Origin of the sequence: Planococcus ruber, assembly GCF_022819085.1 — a bacterium.
Lineage (GTDB): Bacteria > Bacillota > Bacilli > Bacillales_A > Planococcaceae > Planococcus > Planococcus ruber.
In genome coordinates this window covers 517,644-541,638 of record NZ_JALHAG010000004.1, presented here as the reverse complement: position 1 = coordinate 541,638, position 23,995 = coordinate 517,644, and the positions used below count along the sequence as shown (strand labels likewise).

Sequence of the window (23,995 nt, the reverse complement as noted above, 5' to 3'; positions counted from 1 at the left end):
TTTAAGAAACTAATTTCAGCCCCACAGCTGCCCCCAATACCAGGGCAATGAAAAAGATTCGTTTCCAGTCTTTTGATTCGTTGTAAAAAAGCATTCCGATAATAGCGCCGCCGGATGCCCCGATGCCAGTCCAGATGGCATAAGCGGTTCCCATCGGCAAAGTTTCCATCGCGTAGGCCAAAAAGACAAAGCTTGCCCCGAACCCCAAAACGAGTAGAACGGCAGATTGCCAATTCCGGTCGTGATGCAATCTATTGATCATCGCGACGCCGACCATTTCACAGATGCCAGCTAGTATAAGTGCTGCCCAAGCCATTACGCATCGCCTCCTTCCGGTTTTGCATCAGGGGTGACGAGCTTCAGCCCTATGACGCCTGCCAGCAAAATGCCGACCAAAATTAATTTTTCGATTTTCAGCGGTTCTTTGAATAATAGAATATCTGAGAGAACCGTCCCGGCGGTGCCGAGCCCGACGAATACCGCATAAACGGTTCCGACGGGCAGTTTGCGGCCGGCCAGAATCATCACGGTAAAACTGATAATGATCGCAACGACCGTAACCGTCCATTCCAAAAAACTATCCGCATGCTTTAACCCGATGACCCAAAGCACTTCAAAAACAGACGCCAGTATGACTTTTAGCCAATTTAAATTCATGATTGCTACCTCCTTTTAACTAATGAAAATAAAAAAGCCTGGGAGAACTGTAAAAACAGTTTCTCCCAGGCTTTTGTCCTTCCGTGGCATAGCGAAAAGCTATGAGTTTTCTCTCGGACCAGGCCAGCACGCAGGCTGCGGAACCCTAGAAAACATTTCTGATATGCGGTTACTCCAAAGTCTACTTGAATTCGTACGTTGTTTCAAACGAAAGGGGTGCGGGAAAATCAGTACACGCGCTTTTTCTTCATTACGTGCGCCATTTCTACAGAAGCAGCTGATTCTTCTGCCTGCAAATTTTGAACGATATTGCGGTAATCCGCTTCGCTGCGATTTTGGCTGAGTTTATTGGCAGCCAGGATTTCAGTGATTCGAATCTTGAAGCCGACGATGCCTTTCAGCTCTTTTTCCAGCAGTTCAGGAGACAGGGTCTCCCAAAGTACAGCGTGTTTGCGGTGCTTCTCGTATTGGTCCAGAAGCGCCGCCAGATCCTGCTGCAATTCTTGTCCGGATAGAAGCTGAGGCGTTCCGTAGACATGGACAGACTGATAGTTCCAGGTCGGGACATTCTCCTGTTCATACCAGGAAGAGGAGATATAGGCATGCGGCCCTTGGAACATCGCGAGCACTTCTTCCGTAGTTTCGAACGTCCGCCATTGGGGATTTCCATAAGCCATATGCCCGGTTAGATAATCGCCTTCCTGTTCTTTTGCAAATTGGAACGGGAGGTGTGTGGCAATAGGCCGTCCTTTTCTCGTGGTGACAAGTGTTCCAAACGCGTGCTGCTGGAGGAATTCCCGGACTTCATCAAAATCAGTGACTTTAAACTGTTTTGGAATATACATATCGTTCCGCCTTTCACGAAAGGTTTTTGGCCATGATCAAATCCACTTGCTCGTCATCGCCCATAAAGAACGAATGCGTGCCTATCTGGACAAACCCTTTCTTCTGATAGAAGCCGATGGCATTTTCATTTTCTTCCCATACCCCGAGCCATATTTTCTGTTTCCCTGATTGCAGCGCAAAGTCGATTGCTTTTTGCATCAATTGTTTGCCGAGCCCGTGTTTATGGAACTTTGTTCTGACGTAAATCCGCTCGATTTCGAGAGCATCTTCGTCCATTTCTTCTGTTTGGGCTGATCCTGTGTTGATTTTCAGGTAGCCGGCAAGTTCCTGGCCGCTGTAAATGAAAAAGAAGTGCGAAAGCGGATTGGCCAATTCTTCCTCTAATTTCTCTAAATGATAGGCCTTTTCCAGGTAGGCCTGCAAATGTTCGGGCGAATTCTGTTCCTGGAATGTATCCGTGAAGGTTTCAATACTGATTTTCTGAAGTTCCTGCAAATCTTCTGCGGTGCATTTTTGTATAATTGCTGTCATCGAGCCGCCACTCCTTTTCCGGATTAATAAATTCGTTTATGTCCTTTTTTCACGAATTCCCAGTCTTTTTCCACGTTTTTTCGGATACGTTGGAGTAAGGAAAATGCCATTTCCTTCTCTTCTTCTGAAAATCCATCCATAGCCATACGATCCGAATGGACATTTTCCTTTTTGATAAAAGGATAAGCTGCTTTCCCTTTTTCAGTAGGAAACAGCTTTTTCGTTTTTTTATTCTGCGGGTCTTCGCGTTTCTCGATAAAACCGTTAGCTTCCAGCTTTTGAACGGCCCGGGCTGCGGTGGAACGGTCAACTTTAATCAGTTCCAGCAACTTCTCCTGAATGATGCCGGGATGTTCACAAATCCGGACCAGATAGAGGTATTGCCCTTTTGTCAGATTCAATTCCTTGAATTCGATATTGCTGATGGAATCCAATGCTCTGGAAATCATCCCAATTTCCCGAAGAATTTCTTTCATGGCTGCCGCCTTTCTTTTTGTTGCAAATGCAACAAAAAATACGTTAGATTCAATTTAATTCATTTTAAGATCAATTGCAATCGTAATCGTATTTTTTATGAATTAATAATCAAGCAAAAAATCCAGTCAGTCTTCCCAATAAAAGAAAGCATCAAGTATCAAGTAATCTTTCGGCTTGCGATAAAGGGTGGGAATCCGGCCCTGAAATGGGAGAAGTTCACCAAGCTTTTCGGCTTCCATTTCTTCGTAGCCAAATTCTTTCAATGCTTGGACCAATTGAGAAGCAAGAGGCTGTAATTTCTCCGGCACGTTTAATCGTTCTGGTCCGTCCAGAAGGGAGCCGTATGCTCCGCTGATTTCTTCGCCTGTCCTTCTGTCGATGGTTCGATAACGGACATCTCCACCTAAAATGGCTGCGGGGGCCAATCGGCATATATCAATAATCAAGCCTTCTCTTTTTTCCTCACGGATCGTTGCTTTTTCTTGAATGACAGAAACATCCTCGTTTCGATAACAGAAAAACTCCACAAAAGAAGCATAGCCGCTGCCGAAATGATTCCATTCGGCTTCGCACACCACATTCGGAATTCTGCAGATCCGGTGGAACAATCGGTTAATATGGGCGCTGACTTCCTTTTCGTCCCGAGTATCGTATGGGAATTGATCGCTGATGATTCTTCCGGCAACCAATTGTTGCAAGTCGTCGTTCGAAAACATAAACAGCCTCCTTAAAAATAAGCCTTGATCCCTCGTTGGTTGCGAAAGGATTAAGGCTTCTGATTTATCTAGTTGTTTTAGTTGTTCAGTTTTCCGTTAGCACCCATCACGGTTTCAATCGCTTGCTGAACGGTCGAGAACGTCCGAAGGGAATGCTCAGGTGCTTGCATGCTGGAGATTTCGATAGCAGTCTTTGGTGTGATGCCGGTAATATACAAAGTTCCGCCCATTAGGCGAAGGACATCCTGAATCATTAAGAGCCGGACATATAAGAAGCTTTCTTCCCAAATGACGCCGGAAATATCAATAATGATATGGCGGGTTGCATTCTTTTGGACGTATTCACTCAATTTTTCAGTTAAAACAGTAAAACGCTCTTCATTCATTTTGCCGACTAATGAGACAGCACCCAAGTTTTCGTGGATGGGTAAAATCGGCAGCAGCAGACGATTGATTTCGTCCTCTTTTTCTGCAAGCAAAAGGCGCTGATATTCTTCAGTTGAAACATCTGTCTGGGTTCCGATGAAGTATAGATGGTCTTCTATAGTTATAGGTTCAATATTCAAACGGTTCCAGAAAGCTGTACCGTCTTTACGGAAGTTCTTTATGGTCACAGTAGTTTGCTCTTTGTTGGCAATGGCATCTCTTAATTGCTGAATCGCTGCTTGATCCGTTTCCGGCCCTTGCAAAAAGCGGCAATTGTGTCCGATTGACTCTTCACGGGAGTAGCCGGTCAGTTTTTCAAAAGTTTTATTCGTATAAATAATCGGGTTATCTTGCTGCTGCGGATCTGTCACAACAGTCGCTACACGACTGCCATTCAACATTGCTTCAAAAATAGCAATTTGTGTTTCAGGGGTTAAATTTTTCATGAAGATTACTCCAGTCTATTATGGATTCGCATACTGTTTTCAACTATTTCAATTTTATAGATAAATTAAATTCTACAGAATATGAGAGGTTTCAGCAAACTGGAAACAAGGGATTGTGAATGTTCATCATAAATTCACATTTATCAACAAGAAGTACTAGTTCTTTCATAGCCTTTCTTTTAAGATGAAACTTAAGAGCAAAAATTATAAATGAGAAGAGGGACAAGCCATGCTTCCTATTGAACGGCAGCAACAAATACTAGACTGGTTAGAAAAAGAAGGGGCATTAAAAGTTTCCGCCATCAGCAGTCGATTAGGCACATCAGAAATGACAGTGTACCGGGATATACAATCACTCGTCGAAGAGCAGAAAGTGGAAAAGACGTCGAACGGGGTAGCGCTAAAAACAGCGGTTTCCACTGCGGCAGATACATGTTCTTATTGTTTTAAAAAAGCAGATACGCGCTTAGCATTCCAACTGATCAAAAAGAATCATCAGGTAGAACAGGCTTGCTGCGCTCATTGCGGGCTGCTGCGTTATCGCGACATTGCTGATGAAGTGGCCTATGTCATCGGCAAAGATTATTTAACGGATATAACCTTTAATGCGAAAACAGGAAGTTTTTTAATGAACGCGGAGATTAAACTCAATTGCTGTGAACCACAATTGATCCCGTTTGCAAACAGCAGCCAGGCAGACCGCTTCCAGCTTGGGTTCAGCGGTGAGAGTTATCCCTTTGAAGAAGCGGTGGAACGCTTAGCCAAAGAGATGGGCGGCGGACATTGCTGCAGCAAAAAAGAGATCTAAAACGGGATTTCTTCCGTTAGATAAAGTAAAAAATAAAACTGCAGGAATTCACCGGAAATCTGTAAGTTTCTGAAATGAGGAAAACCAAATGGAAGAAAACAAAGAACAAAAAGGTATTGCTGGTGCACAAAAAAGTTCAAAAAATAATCAGCTCCATAAAACCATTTGGCGTTGGCATTTTTATGCGGGCATTATCTTTGCACCGATTCTCGTGCTATTGGCAGTAACAGGATCCATTTATCTATTCAAGGCGGAGATTGAGAATGTACTATACGCGGATTATTACCAAGTGGAGCCTCAAGGCGATAAAGTATCTGTATCGGCGCAGCTAGAGGAAGTGCAAGCTTTGCATTCAGGGGCAATTGTCACCAAATACCGTCCCGGAGAAGATGAAGCGCGATCCAACGAAGTGACGGTCAGTTCAAATGGAGAATCGCTTACGGTATTCATGGATCCTTATACGGGCAAATCGGTTGGTGAATTAAAAGACGACGACCGAATCATGGATAAAATCGAAGAAATCCATGGGGAGCTGATGGCGGATACGCTTGGCGACCGCATTGTAGAGTTAGCTGCCTGCTGGACGATTGTGCTGATGGCTACAGGCTTTTTCCTGTGGTTTCCGAAAAAGCGGAAAGGCCTCGGCGGCGTATTATTCCCCCGCTTTGGAAAAGGCAGCAAAATCCTTCGGCGCGATTTACACGCTGTACCGGCTTTTTGGGTAACGGGCGGTCTTCTGTTTTTAGTAATGACCGGCTTGCCGTGGTCCGGCTTTTGGGGAACCAATTTCCAAGCCATCATCACAAATTCCGGTGAAGGCTATCCGCCATCAGTATGGATCGGGGACGCTCCATCTTCAGACATCGAGACCCAGGAAATTGCAGAAGTTCCATGGGCAGCAGAAACATTGGATGTCCCGCTTTCTTCTGTGCAGGGACTGATTCCTATGCCAATAGATAAAGTAGTGGAAATCGCAGATCAGCAAGGAATCTATCCGGGATACTCGATTTTCATTCCGCAAGAGCAAGACGGGGTTTATACTTTGTCAGTCTTCCCGCCGAAAGCACAGGATGAAGCGACGATGCACATCGATCAATACTCAGGTGCTGTTTTGGCCGATTACCGGTATGACAATTACGGCATCATCGGAAAAATAGTGGCATGGGGAATTACGCTTCATAAGGGGTCGCAGTTTGGGTTGGTTAACCAGTTAATCAGTTTAGCCATCTGCCTAGGAGTGATTTTCACCGTTTTCACCGGCATTTATCTTTGGTGGAAACGCAAACCGAACAAGGGGTCAGGCGCTCCGAAAGCACCGGCCATCTTCAAGACAAAACCATTCTTGGCGCTAATGATCGGCTTGGGGATTTTGTTCCCATTGGTCGGATTGTCGATCCTGATTGTCTGGCTTGTGGATTGGGCAATCATCCAGCGCGTGCCTGCAGTTAAGCGATGGTTGAATGCTTAGTGAAAGAGGGAGATTCAGATGAAATCAATTCGTTTGCTGCTGTTGCTCTTTAGCAGTTTGTGCATTCTCTCCGCTTGTTCTGCAAGCGAGGATGCGGCAGACTTATATAAAAAAGAAAAGCCGCTTCAAGTGGAAGTCGATATGCCGAAGTCGCTGTCGGCAGAAACCACACAGACAGTGAAGGCTATCTTAAAACAAGACGGAAAACCGGTGGAAGGCGCCGGGTTTGTCCATTTTGAAATTTGGAAACAGGATCATTCAGTCCGTTATCCAATGGAAGAAGCGGCAGAAATCGGAAATGGCGTCTACCAGATGGATATCCGATTTAAAGAAGATGGCCTGTATTACCTGGAAGTCCATGCCGGCAACGAAGGTTCGCTGGTCAGCCCGGTCCGGCAATTCATTGTTGGTGAATTGTCCGAACAGGAAATGGAAAGCTTAAAACAAGGTGCTCCAACTCAGCAGGAAGTTCCGGGACACCATCATTGAAGGTACTTAGGTGCGAATTCAACAAATAATAATTCCATTTCTACGAAAGCCTGAGAAAGTCATTCTCAGGCTTTCATTATGCATTGAAAAAGAATAAATATACATAACAGGTAAATTGAAATTGTCGAAAAGCCAGAAAATAAAAGAAATAATCCGAAATGATTTCTAGTATAGTGTTGACTAAAAATTCAATATAACGCATAATAATGCTATTATTCTTTTTCAGAAAAGTCTCGGAATACAAACAGGTGGTGTCGGTGCGTGAAAAAGAAAAGAATCGTAGTGAAAATCGGCAGCAGCTCGCTGACGAACAAAAACGGCGGGCTGTGCCTGGAAAAATTGCAGGAACATGTTCAGGCGCTTGCCCGGTTAAAAGCGCTGGGCCATGATGTCATTTTAATTTCATCCGGGGCAGTTGCAGCCGGTTTCACCGATCTTGGCTACACGTCGCGCCCGGTCAGCATTGTCGGAAAACAGGCAGCCGCTGCTGTCGGCCAAGGGCAATTGCTGCACGCCTACTCGCAGGAATTCAAAAAGCACGACATTGTGTCCGCTCAATTATTGTTGACGAAGCAGAACCTGCTCGCAAAAGACCTTTACCAAAATGCCACAGCCACTTTAACGGAATTGCTGAAACGCAATGTGCTGCCTATCATCAATGAAAACGATTCAGTGTCCGTAGACGGCCTTACATTCGGAGACAATGATATGTTGTCTGCACTTGTCAGCGGATTGGTCCAAGCGCAAATGCTCATCATTTTAACGGATGTAAACGGCATTTACCGGGATAATCCACGCGTCAATCCGGAAGCCGCAAGATACGATTTTTTGGCGGAAATTCCAAACGAGCTGATCAAAGCGACTTCGAGCGAAGGGTCTTCTGTCGGGACCGGCGGGATGAAGTCAAAAGTGGAAGCAGCCCAAACGGCTTTGGCACTCGGCTCCCAAGTCTTTATCGGCACCGGCTCAGGAAGCGGCAAGTTGGTGGATATTTGGGAAGGCAAAGGAGACGGCACATACATTGGCGACGATCCGCAGGCTACAGTCAAGAATTCAAAACAATGGCTGGCGCTCCATTCGATGCCGACGGGAAAAATCGAAGTGGACGACGGAGCCGCATTAGCGATTTCAGCGCAAGGAAGAAGCTTGCTGCCGGTGGGCATTACAAAAATTGGCGGGCGCTTCAAAGCGGATGATGTCGTCGAAGTCTTAAATCCGGCCGGTGAAGTGATCGGCAAAGGGCAAGTGAATTTCTCCTCGGAGGATTTAGCGGAAATTAAAGGATTGTGCAGCGAAGAAGCCCGTGTCATAACCAAAACAGGGAAAAGGCAAGTTGTTATCCATCGAGACCAATGGTTCAGCGCTACCCGAAAGGAGCAGATGTGAATGAGTGAAGTTCTTCAAAAAACTAGTGATCTTTTAGAAAAAGCAGCTCTTGCCAAAAAGGCGGCTGCTGAAATGGCGAAACAATCCACGGAAGCTAAAAATAAGGCCTTGCGGCTGATGGCAGACCAATTGCTGCAGGAACAGGATTTCCTGCTGGCTGAAAATGAAAAAGATATCGCTGCCGGCCGGCATGCGGGAATGAGCGATTCGCTGATTGACCGGCTCCAATTGGATGCAAGCCGTTTAAAAGGCATGGCGGATGCGCTGGTTTTATTAACCCAATTGGAAGACCCGGTCGGAGAAGTGCTGGAATCCTGGGAGCAGCCGAATGGACTTGAAATGGCCAAAATCCGTGTGCCGCTTGGCGTCATTGGCATGATTTACGAAGCGCGCCCTAACGTAACAGTTGACGCATCCAGCCTCTGCCTGAAAACCGGAAATGCTGTGGTGCTTCGCGGCAGTTCGACCGCCATCCATTCCAACAAAGCTTTAGTAGCCGCGATTCACCGTGCGCTGGCGAAAAGCGAGCTGCCGGTGGATGCCGTTCAATTGATCGAAGATACGAGCAGGGAAACCGCATCCCATATGTTCAAGCTGAATTCTCACTTGGATGTGCTGATTCCAAGAGGCAGCGCGAAACTGATCAAGACCGTGGTGGAAAACTCTACCGTTCCCGTTCTTGAAACAGGGGCAGGCAATTGCCATGTCTATATTGATGAAACGGCGAATGTGGAAATGGCCATTGCCATAGCACTTAATGCGAAAACGCAGCGTCCCTCTGTCTGCAATGCCTGTGAAACGATTTTAGTGGAGAAAAATTGGGCAGCCGCCCATCTCGGGAAATTGGTGGAAGCTTTGCAGGAAAAAGCCGTTGTGATTCATGGCGATTCTTTTGTCCAGCAATGGGAAAACGTCATTCCGGCAATCGAAGAGGATTGGGGAACCGAATACCTCGGCCTTGAAGCTTCGGTGAAGGTGGTGGATGCGGTGGACGAAGCGATTCGGCACATCAATTCATACGGAACGAAACATTCGGAAGCCATTATCTCAGAAACGCCGGAAAATGTTCAACAATTCTTTATGGAAGTGGACGCAGCGGCGGTCTATCATAATGCCTCGACGCGGTTTACTGATGGCTTTGAATTCGGCTTCGGTGCAGAAATCGGCATCAGTACCCAAAAGCTGCATGCAAGAGGGCCGATGGGGCTGCCGGCGTTAACGTCCACAAAATACTTGATTAAAGGAAATGGCCAAACCAAATAAATGAAAAAGGAGTTGTCCCACATGCTTTTGGGACAGCTCCTTTTTCAATTTGCCGCTTTCGCGCGATTGTGCTTCCACATCATATAACGGTAGCGGATGGTGCAGCCGATGCAATAGCCGAGAAGGGCCACCCCTGCGGCCAAAACGACCATGATGCTAAAAGCATAGCCCATTACCGTAAAACCGAAAGCGAAAGACACAAGCGACAAACCAAGGCAGATCGTAGCGATCCATTGGTTGAACAACTGTTGGTCCCGGTCTTCCTGAATATAAGACATAGGGGGACGTTTCAAAAATCGTTTACTGAAACGGATAACGGGATTGGATTTTGTGGCCAACGTGTAAACTCCAACTGCAAAAGGAAGGAGCAAAAGGGCTTTATGGAAAACGAGTGCTAGTATGACGGTCAAAACGATAAAAGCTTGATTGGTTTGCACGAGGGGTTTTGGGATAGTCAAAGAAAGACCTCCTTTTTCGATTAGTATACCAGGTTGTTTACTCGGAATAAATAAAGGTGCTTGTTTTCTGTCCCTTGGTAATATATTTTGCCATTTAAAAAAATTCCAGCACATTGGGTACAAAATACTTTCTTTAGTTAGGTATTTTGAAGTAGACTCAAGTTATACAAGAAAAGGGAGGCTTCCTAATTTGGAATGCAATAACTGTTCCGTTAACGAACTGAAGTTTGAAATTAAAGTCGAAGGCGAATTGAATCAGTCGATTTTGCCGCAAGTCATTGAGCATCTAGTGAGAAGAGATATAGAGGTAAAAGAAAAAGAGCAAGGCCTTATCATTCCTGAATCAGGCGCAAAAGAGTTCATGGATTTTTGCGAGCACTTCATGGCAACGGAACTGGTGGAATTCCGCATCAACAAAGAAGAATGGAAGCCTTTTTCTCAAATTGAAACCGTCATGGATATGCAATGGATCGACAATGTCATTAAAAAAGAGCTGATCACTTGCCATTACCAGCCGATTATTAACGGGGATGGAACCATCTTCGCGTATGAAATGCTGTCGCGTTTCCAAAACGAAGACGGCTCAATGATTTATCCGAATGAAATTTTTCCGGCTGCTAAAAGCCGCGGCCGCTTGTACGCCCTTGACCGGGTATGCCGAATGACCGCTGTGAAGTATGCAGCGAAGCTTGAAGATAAAAAAGCTTTTATCAATTTCATTCCGACATCGATTTATTCTCCGGAATTCTGCCTGCGCTCAACGACGCTTTTGGCCAATCAATTAAATGTGGATCCGAAGCAGCTTGTGTTTGAAGTGGTTGAAACCGAACAAGTCGACGATTTGGATCATTTAAAGAGAATTCTTACCTATTACAAGGAAAAAGGCTTCAGTTATGCCTTGGATGATGTGGGCGAAGGATTCAGCACAGCTGAAGTACTGGCCGAGCTAAAACCGAGATACATGAAGCTCGATATGCAATATGTGCAAGGCGTCGCAGAGGAAGCGGGCAAACAGAGAGTCGCTTTGTCGTTCTTGGAAAAAGCGATTGCTGTCGGTTCTGTGCCGTTAGCTGAAGGAGTGGAAACCGAGGAAGATTTCAATTGGCTGAAAGAGAAAGGCTATGAATTATTCCAAGGCTATTATTTCGGCAAGCCGGAAGCCGAACCGAGAACAGAACTTGTATACGCATAAAATCGAAAAAACTCTTGGGAAGCGTTTGCTTCTCAAGAGTTTTATTTTTTAAGCAATAAATACATAAAGTAAGGGGCGCCGATCAAAGCGGCGACAATCCCTGCTGGAATGCCTGAAGGCTCCAACACATTCCGGCCGATCGTATCTGCCAAAAGCAGCAGCCAGCCGCCGATTAAAATAGCGAGCGGCAGGGCCAGTTGATTCCGTGGACCGATCAGTGATTTAGCAATATGCGGAGCCATAAGGCCGATAAAGGCGATTCCGCCCGTTACCGAGACGGCAGAAGCAGCTAGAGCGACAGCCGCAAGCAGCAGCACAATGCGTTCTTTTTCGATGGAAAGGCCGAGTCCGATGGAAACCGGTTCGCTAAGGCTGAGCATGTTCAGCTTATTCGCTTTATACAAAGTGAAAGGGATCAAAATGAGCAGCCAAGGCAGCAATGCCCAGATGAACGGCCAATCCGCCCCCCAAATATTGCCGGCAAGCCAGCTTGCAATGAAATCCACTTTTTCCCGCTCCGTCGAGGAGATCAAGACAATCATGACGCCTGACAAAGCTAAGGAAAAGCCGATCCCTGTCAATACAAGGCGCACCGGCTGCAAGCCCGACTGGCGGCTATAGGAAAACACGTAAATCAGCACAGCGGTAAGCAATGCGCCGCAGAAAGCGACAGCCGGCATTAAGTAAACGAAAGAACCGGCTTCAACTGGGATGAACAAAAAGAAAACCGCAATGGCAACCCCAGCTCCGGAGTTGATGCCGATGATGCCGGGGTCCGCCAAATCATTCCGCGTCACGCTTTGAAGGATGGCACCGGAGAGTGCCAGCGCCATGCCTGCAAGCAAGGTGATTAGAATGCGCGGCAAGCGGATGGAGAATAGAATGAAATCTTCTTTGAACGTTCCGTTTCCAAGAAAAGCAGGAAGCAGACGGTCAATCGGAATGGAAGAGTAGCCCAGGCTTAATCCCAGAACAATGGTAATCAGGATCATGGCTAAAAGAATAATCATCAATATGCGTTGTTTTCGCAATAAAGCAGGCTGCATCATGAGAAAGCTCGCCCTCCTTTACGGACAATGAATAAGAAGAACGGCAAGCCGAAAATCGAAACGATGGCAGCCACCGGCGTTTCAAAAGGCGCATTGATCGTGCGTCCAAGCAAATCAGCGAACAGCATAAAAATGGCCCCGGCAATGGCGGACATCGGGATGATGAAGCGGTAATCGGTTCCGACAATCGCACGGACGATATGCGGGATCATCAACCCGATAAAAGCCATATTTCCGGCAAGGGCCACTGCAGCCCCGGCTAAAATGGTAATGCCGAAAAACAGCACGGCTTTGATGAAGCCGGTTTTTTGGCCAAGGCCAATCGCCGTTTCTTCGCTTAAACTTAAAATTGTCAACTGTCTGGCGAGGACCAAAGCGATGATCAGCCCAACGGCAATAAATGGCACGACAATCTGCAACTGGCCCCACGAGGTACCGATCAATCCGCCTGCAGTCCACATAGAAACGTCTTTTGAAATTTTAAAATAAAGCCCAATTCCTTCCGCAACAGCGGCAAGGAATGCGGACACGGCGGCTCCAGCGAGAACAATGCGGAAAGGCGAAAAGCCGCCGCGCTTGGATGCGCCAAGTCCGAAGACGATGCCGGCGCCGGCAGCGGCTCCGATAAAGCAGGCAACCGTAATCCAGAAATAATTCGCAGATGGAATGAACGCCAGCGTCAACGCCAGAGCGGCATTGGCTCCTGCTGTAAGCCCAAGCAGTCCGGGATCCGCTAAAGGATTCCGGGTCATTCCCTGCATCATGGCGCCGGAAACGGCAAGAGCGGCACCGACAACAATCGCTGCCAGCTCACGCGGCAGCCGGATTTCCTGGATGATGGCGATGCTGTCATTCGAGACATTTGAGAAGAGGGCAAGCCCCACATCTTTCAAGCTGATATCTGCTGCTCCAAAGACGATGGAAGCCACAAACATGAGGACGAACACAGCGAGGCTCAATATAATTTTGATAGAAAAAGACATTTTCCCGGGCATAGTCAACCATCATTTCTGTTATAGAGTGAAAAGAGGGATTCTCATAAGCAGAATCCCTCTTTTTGGTATGGTCCAGATTCTAAATTACTTGCCTAAAAAATTCTCCAAGAAGAACTCAAGCTGATACTCCAATGAAATAGGATCATTAAAGTAAAATTCTTTTGCATTGGCTTCAAATACTTGGCCGTTTTTCACAGCTGGCGTATTCTTGAACAACTCGGTTTCTTGGAATGAGTTGTCCTGTTCACTGTCTTTGCTGAAGATCACATAATCTCCCATGTATTCAGGAAGCACTTCCTGAGACAAAGCATAGAATCCGTCAGCTAATGCCATTTCAGTAACTTTTTCAGGCATTTTCAATTTCATTTCCTGGTAAAGGATTTCGGTGCCGCGGCCCCAGTTATCGCCGAACACATATAGTTGCTTGTCAAAGTTTTCAATGACAGAAACGGTTGCATCTTCACCGATTTCAGCACGGATTTCTTCGCCAGCTTCCTGTGCGCGTTTTTGGAAATCTTCAATCCAGGTTTTCGCTTCTTCTTCTTTGTTCAAAAGCTTCCCGATCTCCAAATGCTGGTCAAGGTAGCTGAGTTTGCCATAAGTGAAAGTCACGGTTGGCGCGATCTCTTTCAGTTTATCGATATTGTTGATGGTAGACAAGCCGATGATCAAATCCGGATCCAATTCGATGATTTTTTCCAAGTTCTGATCTGTAACTTCTTCCACGCCCTCTAAATCTTTTTCAAAACGAGGATTCATTTTTGACCAGGAATCGACGCCGACTAAAGGCACATCAAGCGCCATCACGTCACCTGCGTATGTAGACAATACAAGAACCCGCTGCGGGTCTGCCGGTACTTCGACTGGTCCGTTTTCAGATTCATACGTGATTGTGCCGGATTCCTCTTTCGGTGCATCTGCTGTATTTTCATCTTTTGCTTCATCATTTCCGCATGCTGCCAGCAGCATGACCATAATCAATAAGAATGGAAGGATTAATTTCTTTAACATGATTTAAGCCCCTTTTATTAAATTATACGTAATGCACATCGGTTTTTGCGTTCTCGGATCCAGGCCGATTTCAGCGTCGATTCGGAACACTTCTTTTAAAACAGGTTGTGTAATGATTTCATGGCAATTTCCGGCTTTGACCACTTGGCCATCTTTCATGGCGATAATGTGGTCGGCGAAACGGGCAGCCTGGTTTAAATCATGGAGTACCATTACAATGGTGCGGTGCTGTTCACGATTCAACTTTTCAAGGAGTTCAAGGATTTCAAGCTGATGGGCCATGTCCAGGTAAGTGGTCGGTTCATCGAGGAAAATCATTTCCGTTTCTTGAGCCAAAGCCATCGCAATCCAGACCCGCTGGCGCTGCCCGCCCGATAAAGCATCTACCGGATGGTATTTAAAGAATTGTGTGCCGGTGACATCGAGTGCCCAATTGATGATTTCATAATCTTTTTTCGAAAGGCGGCCGAATCCTTTTTGGTAAGGGAAGCGTCCGTAGGAGACCAGCTCTCCGACAGTCAATCCATTGGCGCTTTCCGGCGTCTGGGGAAGAATCGCCATCTTTTTCGCCAATGCTTTGGTGCCTTCCTTGGCAATATTGCCGCCATCCAGTACAACAGAACCTGATTGATGGGAAATAATGCGCGTAATCGTTTTCAGAAGCGTCGATTTCCCGCAGCCATTCGAGCCGATAATTGTCGTGATTTTTTTATCCGGAATTTCAATGCTTAAGTCTTTTACGATTAATCGCTCACCATAACTTACATTCAAATCCTCTGTAAAGAGACGAACCATAATTGAAGGCCCTCCATTTCTCAAAAATTTATCAACAAATCAATTGATAATGATTATCATTTTCGGTACAATACATACTATAAGATGAAATTTTTTCAATGTCAATTGAAAATATGCGAACGGGAGTGATCACGTGAGGGAGCAAGAGGTTTTCGACGTAACGATTATCGGTGGAGGTCCGGCTGGATTATATTCAGCTTTCTATAGCGGGTTGAGAGAAATGAAAACAAAATTAATTGAATATCAGCCGCAATTAGGAGGAAAGATTCACGTTTATCCTGAAAAAATGATCTGGGATGTTGGAGGGCAAATGCCGATTCAAGGCGCGAAGCTCATTGACCAGCTCGTTGCCCAAGGCCTGACTTTCAACCCGGAGGTCGTGCTGAATGAAAAAGTGGAAATGATTTCACGCAACGGACAGGGCCTGTTCGAACTGACAGGCTCATCAGGTGAAATCCATTTCTCCAAAACCATAATCGTTGCCGTCGGCGGCGGAATCTTGAACCCTCAGAAACTCGAAATCAAAGGTGCGGAACGTTTCGAGGTCTCAAACTTAAATTATACAGTAAAATCCCTGGAACGGTTTAAAGATAAGGTTGTCTTAATTTCCGGCGGCGGCAATTCCGCAGTGGACTGGGCAAACGAATTGGAGCCGATTGCTGAAAAAGTTTTCGTCACATACCGAAAAGGTGAGTTGGCTGGCCACGAAGCGCAAGTTAAACAATTGATGAACAGCTCAGCTCATTGCCTTCTGAACACCACTATCACAAAATTGATTGCATCGGATGGACGCGATGCGATTGAGCTGGTGGAACTGACGAATCAGGAAACCGGCGAGACTTCCTTATTGCCGATTGATGAAGTCATCATCAACCACGGCTATGAACGCGATGCTACGTTATTGGAAGAAAGCGATCTGGATATTGAAATTGCGGACGGCTATTACATCTCAGGCAACGCTAACAGCGAATCATCTGTTCCCGGACTTTACGCAGCAGGCGACATCCTGCAGCACCCAGGCAAACTGAACCTCATTGCCGGCACTTTCCAGGATGCGGCGAATGCGGTCAACAAAGCGAAGAAATACATCGAGCCGGATGCAAACGGCATCGCGATGGTTTCCTCGCACAACGATGTCTTCAAAAAACGCAATAAAGAACTCGTGAAACAATTAATGTCTTAATAGAAAAGAGGCTCCTCTGATGAGGAGCCTCTTTTATTGTTGAGAAACCAGTTGGATTCGAGTATCTGCTTCTGGAATCCGCACTGCGGCGCCATGGACTTGCTTCCCGCAATAAGCCGGGAAAACCATTCGCTTTGCAGCTGTTTTGCAAAATATCGAGTTTCTAAACCAAACTTTTTTCATTTATTGGGCAAGAGTGGCGCGGTTGGCTTTGTGTTCTTTGATGCCGTGCAGGAAATAATAGAGCACAGCAAAACCGAGCGCTGCAAAAGCCAAAATGAAATAGGTGGAGCTATAGCCGATCAACGGGATGATGAAGCCCAATACGTAAGGCCCGAAACCGAGTCCCGCATCCATAAAGATGAAAAACGTCGAAGTGGCAAGCCCCATCCGGTGCGAAGGCGTCAGCTTAACTGCCACAGCCTGCGTCGTGGACTGCATGTTCCCGAAGCCCAGTCCGATTAATACACCGGATAACAATAACGCTACGCTATTGCCCGCGGTGCTAAGCAGGAACAGGCCTGCAGCGAAAAGAATGAACGCCGGATACATGACGTAATTGGCACCTTTAATATCCATTAAACGTCCAGTGAACGGACGGGAGACAAGCACCGCTAACGCATAGACCACAAAGAACAAACTCGCTGTGTCGACCAGGTCAATTTCAATGGCATAGAAATTGATGAACGAGAGAACGCTTGAATAGCAAAGGCCGACCGCTAACGTAATGACGGCAATCGGAATCGCTTTCGGTTCAAGGAAGTTTGAAAGCTTAAAGCCTTTCGAATCGTCTGCTTTTGGTGCTTCTTCCAACGGCGGAACTTGCACTAATAAGGAAATAAAGAAACTAATAACGCCTAGAGCAAGGCAAACTGCAAAGATGGTTTCAAAAGTGGTGCGCTGGCTCATGAACAGCCCGATAAACGGTCCGATGGCAGTAGCCATGGTAGCGCTCATACTGAAATAGCCGATCCCTTCCCCTTTTCGTGACATGGGAATGATTTGCGCCACGATTGTTCCGGCAGCAGTGCTCGCTAAACCGAGTGTCATGCCATGCAGCAGCCGGGTAACAATCAGGAATGCGGTACCGAGATGCACGAAGTATAAAAGACTGGTTGCTGTGAAAAGGATGAGTCCAATGATCAATGTCCGTTTGCGCCCGATCTTATCAATATAGCGTCCGATTACCAAGCGCCCAATCAAGGTGCCGATGATGAAGATCCCGGTTACGAGGCCGGCTTCGCTTGTCGTCGCTCCATATTCCTTAACCGCAAACGTAGCAATGGTGACCATTAATAGGTAGAAGATCAGGATAAGAAAGAAATTGATGCCGGAAGCGGCGATAAAATTCCTGGTCCATAATTTCGGTTTGTTTTCGTTCATTTTGTTGACTCCTTATTGATTAGATTCATGCGGATTGTTTTCATCGCATCGATAATCAGCCGCTGCGTTTCTTCCGGAATCCCATTGAGAATTTCCTGTTCGAACGCATCAACGGTGATCCGCACCTGTTCGTATACTTTTTCGCCTTCTGCTGTCAGCTGCATGCGTTTTTCCCGGCGGTCTTTGCCTGGTATATGGGTGACATACCCCAGCTCTTCCAAGCGGCTGACCGTGCGTGTCATCGTCGGCTTTTCGACGCGCTGATAATGGGCAAGTTCAACGAGAGTGGAAGGCCCTTCATTGACTAAGTAATAAAGAATGGTCCACTGGGCTCTGTGTATGCCATGTTTGCCAAGCTCCTGGTTCAGCTGGCTTTCAAAAGGACGGTACATCAGCAAATATTGCTGGAAAAATTCCTGGAATGTTTTAATTGGAAACACCTCTTTTAAATATAGTTAGCTAAGCTAATGGTTAGCTAAAGTAACTTTATTAGTTTAGCAAATCCGTTTAGCTGTGTCCAGTGTTTTAGGGGATTCTCTTCTGTTGGAGGATCTGCTCTGGATCCGAAGTGCTTGAAAACGGAATCATAAACCGGAGCGAAAAGCTGCATTGGTTTGAAATAATTTTAAGCCATAAAAAAATCCGAAAGCCTCAAAGAAAATGGCTTTCGGATCTTTTTTATTGTTCAGCTGGCGCTGCTTCAATGGTAGAAGCTACTTTGGTGATGATCAATTCGCTGCCAAGCATTGGCGATTCTTTTGGCGTTTCGTTGGAATCCGTTTCCGGACGTTTGTGGGATTCTTTGAAAGCGTCGCTGTTTTTCCAAGCGTCAAAGCTTTCAAGGTCTTCCCAGTACATGTTGACATTCAGCTCATCATATTCTGTCAGGTTTTGCGTAACAGTCACTTCGACTTTTACAAAACCTTTCATTTGCTGCAAAGCACCTGGGCGAGTGAAGTTTGGCGCCATTCTTTCGGCAAAGCCAGGTTGCATTTTGATGCGGTTCGTTACGATATACATTGGGCAGGTCTCCTTTAAGTTGATTTATATTCATTCTATAATTCTTTTCAATTATAACGAAGGAATAAAGAGGAATCTATTCTTAGCATAAGGCCGTAGCCCAAAAACCGGTACTTATCATATAATTGGAAGAATAAGTTCAAGGGGGTGCAAGGATGGGGAGAACGGAAGAGTGCATGAACGCTGAAAAATTTTATGGAAATTTGCCAAGTATTGAAACAGAACGCCTGATTTTAAGAGGGATAAAAGAAAGTGACGCGGAAGATTTATTTGCGTATGCTTCCGAACCGAAAGTTTCGCGTTTTATGCCTTGGGCAGCACATCGAACCATTGAAGATTCCAAAGCGTTTATCACGTTTGTGTTGAATGCTTACCGTCAGAAAAACAAACTGACATGGGCAATCGAATTGAAAACAGACCGGAAAATGATTGGGACCATCGATTTTGTGAAATGGCTTCCGAAACATGCAAGAGCGGAAATCGCCTACACCTTGTCGGATCATCATTGGGGGCAAGGATTAACTGCAGAAGCAGTGAAGGCTTTAGCCGAATTCGGTTTTACGGAAATGCAGCTGAATAAAATCGAAGCCCCGATTGTGCCCGAGAATGTCCAATCGCAGCGCGTACTCGAAAAAGTGGGAATGAAATTGGAAGGTGTGGCTAGACAGCATTTCCGGCTAAAAGGGGAGCTCGTCGATTTGGCGCAGTATTCGATGTTAAAAGAGGAATTTTAAAACGGTCCGATGAAAGCATAAAATGACAGGAGAAACGGGAAAGAGCCCGATAAGATAGAAGCAAGGGGTGAGCGATATGGGATGGGTAGAATCACTGCAGCAGGCAATCGATTACATGGAAGCGAATCTGACGGAAGCGATCAGCATGGAAGACATTGCACGCGAAGCGAAGAGTTCCGGGTTTCATTTTCAACGGACCTTCTCCATTTTGACCGACATGTCAGTAGGCGAGTATTTGCGGGGCAGGCGCTTGACTTTGGCTGCACACGAATTAGCGAGCACAGACCATAAAATCATCGATATCGCCTACAAATATGGCTATGACACCCCCGAGGCTTTCACAAAAGCTTTTCGCCGCCAGCACGGCGTGACGCCGAGCGACGCGCGAAAGCATATAGGAGAGCTGAAATCCTATAATCGCCTGGTGATCCAGGTGAATCTGAAAGGGGCAAGTCCAATGAAGTACCGTATTGTGGAAAGGGAAAGTTTTCAGGCGGTGGGTATCAAGGAAGAATTTTCTTTAGTAGACGGAGAAAATATGAAGGGCATACCGAAAATGTGGGAAAGGGCCAATGCCGATGGAACAAGCGACTTGTTAGTCGGCTTGAACAATGGAGAAATCAAAGGGCTGCTTGGGATTTGCGATGGAAATGCGGACGGCAAAAAAATGGACTATTGGATTGGCGTAGAAGCGTCTGGCAAAGTTCCTGCTAATCTGGCAGCCATAGAAATACCCGCTGCCAAATGGGCGGTTTTCGAAGTGCACGGCGCTATGCCGGAAGCCATGCCCATTGTATGGAAACAAATTTTTTCGGAATGGTTTCCATCAAACCAGTATGAACATGCACCGTCTCTCGAATTGGAAGTCTATCCGGCAGGTGATGCTTATCAAGATGATTATTACTCCGAAATTTGGATTCCGTTGAAAAAATAAGAAAAGCGGCTGGAGCTCCTCCAAGCCGCTTTTTTCGTAAATTATTTATAGACTACATAGCTTGTTAAATGCTATTATTAGCAAAATCAAATGCGATGAAGAGAAGAGTAAGTGAGGAAATTCTTCAAAGAGAGCCCGGTGTGCTGAAAAAGGGCAAGAACCAGTCACTGAACCAAATCTCTGAGCAGCGCATCGGAACCGTTTTTCGGGGGTGATGCGACAGGAGCTCCTGTTACAGGGCAAAAGTATAAGCAGTGAAAACTGCCGTACTTAATGAGCTTAATATGGCGACATATTAAAGGAACTGGAGTGGCACCGCGATTTTCGAATCCCGCCTCCAAGACAATCAGGTCTTGGAGGTGGGCTTTTTTGCGTTTTATGAAAATCGAAAGGGTGGGTCTACATGGCTGAAGCAAACTGGAGAAATCCGGTCATTTTGTTGATAAGCATCGGCATTGCGAATGTCGGTGCCTGGATTTATTTAATCGCGTTGAATTTGAGTGTCTTGCAAAGGGCAGATGGGTCTGCTTTTGCAGTCGCAGCCTTATATGCGATTGCCCCGGCTGCTATGCTCGTGACGAATGGATGGGGCGGCAGTATTGTGGATCGCTTCAATAAAAAACAGCTGATCATCAGTTTGGATATTTCCCGGGCAATACTAATTGGGCTCCTGCCATTCATCCATTCGCTTGAGATGATTTACTTATTGGTTTTCTTACTAGGTATATTAAATGCGCTCTTTGTTCCTGCATCTATGGTATATGTGAGCATGCTGCTGGCACCGGAACAGCGGAAACGCTTCAATTCTTTTCGGAGTCTGGTAGATTCAGGAGCATTTTTCCTAGGTCCGGCAATAGCAGGAGTTTTGCTCGTCATAAGCTCAGTGGAAGTCGCGATTGCGATAAACGCTGCAGCATTGCTGGGGTCTGGCCTGCTTGTAACGCTATTGCCGAATTTGGAAGGAAAGAAAGTGAAGGGAGAAAAAGCTGAATCAATCTCATGGACTTTATTAAAGCAAGATCTTGCGATGGTCCTTGCTTTCAGCAAGTCTAACTCTAACGTTGCGAGAGTGTATTTAGTGTTCAGCGGATTGATGGTAGCTGCCACCGCCTTAGATTCGATGGAAGCCGCGTTTTCCATTGAAGTTTTGCAGTTGAGAGAAGAGGAATACGGACTTTTGGTCAGCGTGGCGGGAGCGGGAATCATCGCGGGTTCCATTCTTACAACGATTTTTGTAAAGAAGCTTTCAGTAGCGTTTCTAATGCAAATCGGTGCTATAGGAACAGCGGCAGGATATTTAACTTATGCATTTTCATCCTCTTTCTACGGGGCTGCTGCCGGTTTCTTCGTATTGGCATTTGCACTCGCATTTGCCAACACGGGTTTTCAGACGTTTTATCAGGAGCAGATTCCTGCAGATATCTTGGGGAGGGTTTCCAGCATCTATGCTCTTTTAGAAGCCATGGGCATCATAGCATTGACTCTAGGATTTGGTGCAGTTTCTTATTTCTTTTCCATCCGGTTGGCTGTCATTATCGGTTGTTTCGGGATAGTAGTGATTGCACTGATTCTTTGGCGGCTCGATTTTCCACACAATGAAGAGCACCAGTCGAATGCTAAAGCCTTCTTGAAGGAATCTTAGCAACGCGAAAGCTTTCTCTTCTAAATGGACGGTGAACCGTTCGTAAATGTATATGACAATCAGTGAACGTTCGTAAAGTGATTGGATACATTTACGAACGCTCTTTTAAGCATCGTTCAGCTGATTTTTAACCGTTCGTAAACGTGTACTTTTACGAACGGTTTGAACCAGAAAAATTTAAGAAAATATGAAAGGCATTTTTATCAAATAAAGGGTTAAGGTAGAATCTATATTCCATATACGAATCAATGGTGCATTGATATACTAAAATCTAGAAGAGAAGGAGGGAATTGGAATGAGAATATTTTCGAAAGCTTTACTAGGATCAACGGCTATCCATGGCATTTATTTCGTAACTACTTTTGCAGTAGGATACGTAAAAACAATGACTTATAAACCGGATTGGGAAGCAGCTTGGTCAAATGTAGAAAATCTGCGAAGCGATGTTGCTTTCGGTTATGTACCTTCTCCTATTCTTTATGTAGGTTCGTTTTTAGTAACGGCATTAGTATGTAGCATTATTTTAAGAAGGTATGAAAAATTTTCTTCCACTTCTTCTGAAACAGGGGTGTCATAAACCTTTGATTATTAGCGAATCTGAATGTAACTTATGTGCAGTTAAGTTACATTCGATAAAATATAGAATGGCTGAATTTTAAAAAGGGAGAGTAGAAAATGAAAGATATCATTGGTGTTATTTTTGTTCTCCTGTCATTTCTTGGTTTCTATCTAATAGAAAATGTGTTTACGATTGAGCCACAAGTAACTTCTGGTAATGGAAATCTTGGTATGTTAATTATCTTGCTTCTGTCCCCCATTTTCTTTGTGAGCTATTTTTACACCTTTAAAAAGACCAGAGAAGTATTTTACAAGGTACAGAAAAAGATAATAAAAGCACTAATATTATCTTTATTACTTTTATTGATCGTAGTATTGGTGTTTTTAAATATTGAATATACAAATGAATTGATAATTGCACTGGGAGGAACGCCTTCTGATCCCGACTCTCGAATTTTTCGTTTTGGTTGGTTTAATCAGTATACAAATAGTATTTATTTTAATCTCTACACCTTTTTATTGACCCATATACTAGCTGTAATCATTGGCATTCTATCTGCTATTCGAAATAAAGAAAAAAGATAATAGTCTACTTTAAATTACAGAGTTGTTAAAGATCTCCGTCACTTTTTTTGATTTTGAATGAAACTTAATGTGAATTAAGTTACATACACTTATAGATAACAAGGCTGTTTAGATACCATAGAAAAAAGCCCTCCCAACAGAAGGCTTTTTTCTATGAGAATTGTATGGTTGATCACTTGATTATTAGCTTAAACTATAGGGGTTTAGGTCAAAAAGTGAGAACATTTGGTTCGATAATACCGAAAAAGTTAGTCGCAAACAATAAAGTTAGAAGAACTAGTATAAAAGCTAACTGACTGATTGTAAAAACGTAAGAATTGGAATTCTTCTCGTAATTCCTTTGCATGATTGCTCTTATAATTTCAGTAACAAATATTAGCACAAACAATAAAAACCAGGGTTGCAATAATAAATAGGGTCCTCCTGGAATCACTGTTACATTGAGAAAACCTCCTACTATCATTACTACAATGAAGAAAATCCTAACACTCCAATCGATTTTTTTATGTTGATCATTTACATGGTTATGTGAGAATGCTTTTGGTTTTTCGACTCCTAACAAACGCCTCGTAATGATATTAAATAAAGCCATTAATACAAAATAAACGGTAATTAAGAGAAGTAATTTTAACCAGAACGATGTCAATGACATACATGAAATTGCCTCCTTGATTGTTTAATTAGCTATTATTACTATACCAATCTATTCCCTAGAATGTTTCATTTTTCCTAAAAAGAGGGAATTGCAAAAAAATTTTTATTATTTTTGAATGTTATTTCTTAAAAAAATTAAGTTACATTCAGATTCTTGATTCCATTGATTTCACTAGAAAACCGTACAGAACGGGTTCCATTAGAAAGAAAGATACATTTAAAACGTTGTTCTGTAAGGTTTTAAAGCTTGAATCTCAAAAGGATAGAGGTTTACATATCATGTGTTTTA

At 44.8% G+C, this 23,995-nt stretch carries 28 protein-coding genes, 1 riboswitch and 1 other annotated feature; of the genes, 12 read left to right on the top strand and 16 right to left on the bottom strand.

The genetic code is table 11. The features are described 5' to 3' along the window. Nucleotide 1: 1 nt before the first annotated feature. The 7 genes from MTR82_RS10660 to ytvA form a co-directional block, all read right to left on the bottom strand. Nucleotides 2–316 (bottom strand): DMT family transporter, encoded by a 315-nt coding sequence (locus MTR82_RS10660; protein ID WP_246809004.1) that lies wholly within the window; start codon nucleotides 314–316, stop codon nucleotides 2–4. Further along, nucleotides 316–657 carry a DMT family transporter gene (locus MTR82_RS10655; RefSeq protein ID WP_246809003.1) on the bottom strand — a complete coding sequence of 114 codons (342 nt, stop codon included), beginning with the start codon at nucleotides 655–657 and terminating at the stop codon, nucleotides 316–318. The genes MTR82_RS10660 and MTR82_RS10655 overlap by 1 nt, the downstream gene beginning before the upstream one ends. A gap of 60 nt (nucleotides 658–717) precedes the next feature. Further along, a riboswitch (guanidine-I (ykkC/yxkD leader) is annotated at nucleotides 718–817 on the bottom strand. Between the two features lie 67 nt (nucleotides 818–884). Then, the gene (locus MTR82_RS10650; RefSeq protein WP_246809002.1) at nucleotides 885–1,502 is read right to left on the bottom strand and encodes an FMN-binding negative transcriptional regulator; all 618 of its coding nucleotides are present in this window, start codon (nucleotides 1,500–1,502) and stop codon (nucleotides 885–887) included. Between the two features lie 13 nt (nucleotides 1,503–1,515). Next, nucleotides 1,516–2,034: a spermidine/spermine N(1)-acetyltransferase gene (gene paiA, locus MTR82_RS10645; protein WP_246809001.1), complete on the bottom strand. Its 519-nt coding sequence runs from the start codon at nucleotides 2,032–2,034 to the stop codon at nucleotides 1,516–1,518. A 23-nt stretch (nucleotides 2,035–2,057) separates the two neighbouring features. After that, nucleotides 2,058–2,510, bottom strand: a complete 453-nt coding sequence (locus tag MTR82_RS10640) for a MarR family winged helix-turn-helix transcriptional regulator (protein ID WP_246809000.1) — start codon at nucleotides 2,508–2,510, stop codon at nucleotides 2,058–2,060. Nucleotides 2,511–2,636: 126 nt separating this feature from the next. Beyond that, on the bottom strand, nucleotides 2,637–3,227 hold the full coding sequence (locus tag MTR82_RS10635) for a hypothetical protein (RefSeq protein ID WP_246808999.1): 591 nt from the start codon (nucleotides 3,225–3,227) through the stop codon (nucleotides 2,637–2,639). Nucleotides 3,228–3,304: 77 nt separating this feature from the next. Then, complete coding sequence (gene ytvA, locus MTR82_RS10630) at nucleotides 3,305–4,099, bottom strand: YtvA family blue-light photoreceptor (protein WP_246808998.1); 795 nt, start codon at nucleotides 4,097–4,099, stop codon at nucleotides 3,305–3,307. Nucleotides 4,100–4,328: 229 nt separating this feature from the next. Here ytvA and MTR82_RS10625 point away from each other — a divergent pair, with 229 nt between their 5' ends. From MTR82_RS10625 to MTR82_RS10605, 5 genes are all read left to right on the top strand, one after another. Then, nucleotides 4,329–4,907 (top strand): DeoR family transcriptional regulator, encoded by a 579-nt coding sequence (locus tag MTR82_RS10625; protein WP_246808997.1) that lies wholly within the window; start codon nucleotides 4,329–4,331, stop codon nucleotides 4,905–4,907. A gap of 88 nt (nucleotides 4,908–4,995) precedes the next feature. Beyond that, nucleotides 4,996–6,375, top strand: coding sequence for a PepSY-associated TM helix domain-containing protein (locus MTR82_RS10620; protein ID WP_246808996.1), 1,380 nt, complete (start codon nucleotides 4,996–4,998; stop codon nucleotides 6,373–6,375). A gap of 18 nt (nucleotides 6,376–6,393) precedes the next feature. Beyond that, nucleotides 6,394–6,864 (top strand): FixH family protein, encoded by a 471-nt coding sequence (locus tag MTR82_RS10615; protein ID WP_246808995.1) that lies wholly within the window; start codon nucleotides 6,394–6,396, stop codon nucleotides 6,862–6,864. 261 nt (nucleotides 6,865–7,125) lie between these two features. After that, a complete protein-coding gene (gene proB / locus MTR82_RS10610) occupies nucleotides 7,126–8,250 on the top strand; it encodes a glutamate 5-kinase (protein WP_246808994.1) in 1,125 nt (374 codons plus the stop codon). Next, a complete protein-coding gene (locus MTR82_RS10605) occupies nucleotides 8,251–9,513 on the top strand; it encodes a glutamate-5-semialdehyde dehydrogenase (protein ID WP_246808993.1) in 1,263 nt (420 codons plus the stop codon). A 44-nt stretch (nucleotides 9,514–9,557) separates the two neighbouring features. Here the strand turns inward: MTR82_RS10605 and MTR82_RS10600 are convergent, their stop codons facing one another. Continuing rightward, nucleotides 9,558–9,971 (bottom strand): DUF4395 domain-containing protein, encoded by a 414-nt coding sequence (locus tag MTR82_RS10600; protein WP_246808992.1) that lies wholly within the window; start codon nucleotides 9,969–9,971, stop codon nucleotides 9,558–9,560. 190 nt (nucleotides 9,972–10,161) lie between these two features. On the opposite strand from MTR82_RS10600, the gene MTR82_RS10595 reads away from it, so the two are divergent. Then, a complete protein-coding gene (locus MTR82_RS10595) occupies nucleotides 10,162–11,163 on the top strand; it encodes an EAL domain-containing protein (RefSeq protein ID WP_246808991.1) in 1,002 nt (333 codons plus the stop codon). A 41-nt stretch (nucleotides 11,164–11,204) separates the two neighbouring features. Here the strand turns inward: MTR82_RS10595 and MTR82_RS10590 are convergent, their stop codons facing one another. From MTR82_RS10590 to MTR82_RS10575, 4 genes are all read right to left on the bottom strand, one after another. Beyond that, nucleotides 11,205–12,212 (bottom strand): FecCD family ABC transporter permease, encoded by a 1,008-nt coding sequence (locus MTR82_RS10590; RefSeq protein ID WP_246808990.1) that lies wholly within the window; start codon nucleotides 12,210–12,212, stop codon nucleotides 11,205–11,207. Further along, complete coding sequence (locus MTR82_RS10585; RefSeq protein ID WP_246808989.1) at nucleotides 12,209–13,207, bottom strand: FecCD family ABC transporter permease; 999 nt, start codon at nucleotides 13,205–13,207, stop codon at nucleotides 12,209–12,211. The genes MTR82_RS10590 and MTR82_RS10585 overlap by 4 nt, the downstream gene beginning before the upstream one ends. Nucleotides 13,208–13,291: 84 nt before the next feature. Next, nucleotides 13,292–14,218 carry an iron-hydroxamate ABC transporter substrate-binding protein gene (locus MTR82_RS10580; protein ID WP_246808988.1) on the bottom strand — a complete coding sequence of 309 codons (927 nt, stop codon included), beginning with the start codon at nucleotides 14,216–14,218 and terminating at the stop codon, nucleotides 13,292–13,294. A 3-nt stretch (nucleotides 14,219–14,221) separates the two neighbouring features. Continuing rightward, nucleotides 14,222–15,013, bottom strand: a complete 792-nt coding sequence (locus MTR82_RS10575; RefSeq protein ID WP_052649651.1) for an ABC transporter ATP-binding protein — start codon at nucleotides 15,011–15,013, stop codon at nucleotides 14,222–14,224. A gap of 133 nt (nucleotides 15,014–15,146) precedes the next feature. On the opposite strand from MTR82_RS10575, the gene MTR82_RS10570 reads away from it, so the two are divergent. Beyond that, on the top strand, nucleotides 15,147–16,196 hold the full coding sequence (locus MTR82_RS10570) for an NAD(P)/FAD-dependent oxidoreductase (RefSeq protein ID WP_246808987.1): 1,050 nt from the start codon (nucleotides 15,147–15,149) through the stop codon (nucleotides 16,194–16,196). Between the two features lie 183 nt (nucleotides 16,197–16,379). On the opposite strand, the gene MTR82_RS10565 is transcribed toward MTR82_RS10570, so the two are convergent. The 3 genes from MTR82_RS10565 to MTR82_RS10555 all read right to left on the bottom strand — a co-directional run bounded on the left by MTR82_RS10565 (nucleotide 16,380) and on the right by MTR82_RS10555 (nucleotide 18,599). Continuing rightward, the gene (locus tag MTR82_RS10565) at nucleotides 16,380–17,579 is read right to left on the bottom strand and encodes an MFS transporter (RefSeq protein ID WP_246808986.1); all 1,200 of its coding nucleotides are present in this window, start codon (nucleotides 17,577–17,579) and stop codon (nucleotides 16,380–16,382) included. Next, the gene (locus tag MTR82_RS10560; RefSeq protein WP_246808985.1) at nucleotides 17,576–18,019 is read right to left on the bottom strand and encodes a MarR family winged helix-turn-helix transcriptional regulator; all 444 of its coding nucleotides are present in this window, start codon (nucleotides 18,017–18,019) and stop codon (nucleotides 17,576–17,578) included. The genes MTR82_RS10565 and MTR82_RS10560 overlap by 4 nt, the downstream gene beginning before the upstream one ends. A gap of 238 nt (nucleotides 18,020–18,257) precedes the next feature. After that, complete coding sequence (locus MTR82_RS10555; RefSeq protein WP_246808984.1) at nucleotides 18,258–18,599, bottom strand: heme oxygenase; 342 nt, start codon at nucleotides 18,597–18,599, stop codon at nucleotides 18,258–18,260. 155 nt (nucleotides 18,600–18,754) lie between these two features. On the opposite strand from MTR82_RS10555, the gene MTR82_RS10550 reads away from it, so the two are divergent. The 5 genes from MTR82_RS10550 to MTR82_RS10530 all read left to right on the top strand — a co-directional run bounded on the left by MTR82_RS10550 (nucleotide 18,755) and on the right by MTR82_RS10530 (nucleotide 23,052). Next, a complete protein-coding gene (locus MTR82_RS10550) occupies nucleotides 18,755–19,333 on the top strand; it encodes a GNAT family N-acetyltransferase (RefSeq protein ID WP_246808983.1) in 579 nt (192 codons plus the stop codon). 76 nt (nucleotides 19,334–19,409) lie between these two features. After that, nucleotides 19,410–20,267: an AraC family transcriptional regulator gene (locus MTR82_RS10545; protein ID WP_246808982.1), complete on the top strand. Its 858-nt coding sequence runs from the start codon at nucleotides 19,410–19,412 to the stop codon at nucleotides 20,265–20,267. A gap of 86 nt (nucleotides 20,268–20,353) precedes the next feature. Beyond that, nucleotides 20,354–20,609: a binding site (T-box leader), on the top strand. A 61-nt stretch (nucleotides 20,610–20,670) separates the two neighbouring features. Further along, on the top strand, nucleotides 20,671–21,909 hold the full coding sequence (locus MTR82_RS10540; RefSeq protein ID WP_246808981.1) for an MFS transporter: 1,239 nt from the start codon (nucleotides 20,671–20,673) through the stop codon (nucleotides 21,907–21,909). 295 nt (nucleotides 21,910–22,204) lie between these two features. Beyond that, nucleotides 22,205–22,486: a hypothetical protein gene (locus MTR82_RS10535; protein WP_246808980.1), complete on the top strand. Its 282-nt coding sequence runs from the start codon at nucleotides 22,205–22,207 to the stop codon at nucleotides 22,484–22,486. Nucleotides 22,487–22,584: 98 nt separating this feature from the next. Beyond that, nucleotides 22,585–23,052 carry a hypothetical protein gene (locus tag MTR82_RS10530; protein WP_246808979.1) on the top strand — a complete coding sequence of 156 codons (468 nt, stop codon included), beginning with the start codon at nucleotides 22,585–22,587 and terminating at the stop codon, nucleotides 23,050–23,052. 208 nt (nucleotides 23,053–23,260) lie between these two features. On the opposite strand, the gene MTR82_RS10525 is transcribed toward MTR82_RS10530, so the two are convergent. Continuing rightward, entirely contained in the window at nucleotides 23,261–23,704 is a 444-nt protein-coding gene (locus MTR82_RS10525) for a DUF4181 domain-containing protein (protein ID WP_246808978.1), read from the bottom strand. Between the last annotated feature and the right edge of the window lie 291 nt (nucleotides 23,705–23,995).

What these genes read in the sequence shown, in the direction of transcription:
- MTR82_RS10620 (WP_246808996.1), top strand. Translation starts at nt 4,996, where the DNA reads ATGGAAGAAAACAAAGAACAAAAAGGTATTGCTGGTGCACAAAAAAGT.
- MTR82_RS10555 (WP_246808984.1), bottom strand. Translation starts at nt 18,599, where the DNA reads ATGTATATCGTAACGAACCGCATCAAAATGCAACCTGGCTTTGCCGAA.
- MTR82_RS10580 (WP_246808988.1), bottom strand. Translation starts at nt 14,218, where the DNA reads ATGTTAAAGAAATTAATCCTTCCATTCTTATTGATTATGGTCATGCTG.
- MTR82_RS10605 (WP_246808993.1), top strand. Translation starts at nt 8,251, where the DNA reads ATGAGTGAAGTTCTTCAAAAAACTAGTGATCTTTTAGAAAAAGCAGCT.
- MTR82_RS10545 (WP_246808982.1), top strand. Translation starts at nt 19,410, where the DNA reads ATGGGATGGGTAGAATCACTGCAGCAGGCAATCGATTACATGGAAGCG.
- MTR82_RS10590 (WP_246808990.1), bottom strand. Translation starts at nt 12,212, where the DNA reads ATGATGCAGCCTGCTTTATTGCGAAAACAACGCATATTGATGATTATT.
- MTR82_RS10655 (WP_246809003.1), bottom strand. Translation starts at nt 657, where the DNA reads ATGAATTTAAATTGGCTAAAAGTCATACTGGCGTCTGTTTTTGAAGTG.
- MTR82_RS10565 (WP_246808986.1), bottom strand. Translation starts at nt 17,579, where the DNA reads ATGAACGAAAACAAACCGAAATTATGGACCAGGAATTTTATCGCCGCT.
- MTR82_RS10585 (WP_246808989.1), bottom strand. Translation starts at nt 13,207, where the DNA reads ATGCCCGGGAAAATGTCTTTTTCTATCAAAATTATATTGAGCCTCGCT.
- MTR82_RS10575 (WP_052649651.1), bottom strand. Translation starts at nt 15,013, where the DNA reads ATGGTTCGTCTCTTTACAGAGGATTTGAATGTAAGTTATGGTGAGCGA.
- MTR82_RS10615 (WP_246808995.1), top strand. Translation starts at nt 6,394, where the DNA reads ATGAAATCAATTCGTTTGCTGCTGTTGCTCTTTAGCAGTTTGTGCATT.
- MTR82_RS10650 (WP_246809002.1), bottom strand. Translation starts at nt 1,502, where the DNA reads ATGTATATTCCAAAACAGTTTAAAGTCACTGATTTTGATGAAGTCCGG.
- MTR82_RS10525 (WP_246808978.1), bottom strand. Translation starts at nt 23,704, where the DNA reads ATGTCATTGACATCGTTCTGGTTAAAATTACTTCTCTTAATTACCGTT.
- ytvA (WP_246808998.1), bottom strand. Translation starts at nt 4,099, where the DNA reads ATGAAAAATTTAACCCCTGAAACACAAATTGCTATTTTTGAAGCAATG.
- MTR82_RS10535 (WP_246808980.1), top strand. Translation starts at nt 22,205, where the DNA reads ATGAGAATATTTTCGAAAGCTTTACTAGGATCAACGGCTATCCATGGC.
- MTR82_RS10550 (WP_246808983.1), top strand. Translation starts at nt 18,755, where the DNA reads ATGGGGAGAACGGAAGAGTGCATGAACGCTGAAAAATTTTATGGAAAT.
- MTR82_RS10625 (WP_246808997.1), top strand. Translation starts at nt 4,329, where the DNA reads ATGCTTCCTATTGAACGGCAGCAACAAATACTAGACTGGTTAGAAAAA.
- MTR82_RS10540 (WP_246808981.1), top strand. Translation starts at nt 20,671, where the DNA reads ATGGCTGAAGCAAACTGGAGAAATCCGGTCATTTTGTTGATAAGCATC.
- MTR82_RS10640 (WP_246809000.1), bottom strand. Translation starts at nt 2,510, where the DNA reads ATGAAAGAAATTCTTCGGGAAATTGGGATGATTTCCAGAGCATTGGAT.
- MTR82_RS10635 (WP_246808999.1), bottom strand. Translation starts at nt 3,227, where the DNA reads ATGTTTTCGAACGACGACTTGCAACAATTGGTTGCCGGAAGAATCATC.
- MTR82_RS10530 (WP_246808979.1), top strand. Translation starts at nt 22,585, where the DNA reads ATGAAAGATATCATTGGTGTTATTTTTGTTCTCCTGTCATTTCTTGGT.
- paiA (WP_246809001.1), bottom strand. Translation starts at nt 2,034, where the DNA reads ATGACAGCAATTATACAAAAATGCACCGCAGAAGATTTGCAGGAACTT.
- MTR82_RS10660 (WP_246809004.1), bottom strand. Translation starts at nt 316, where the DNA reads ATGGCTTGGGCAGCACTTATACTAGCTGGCATCTGTGAAATGGTCGGC.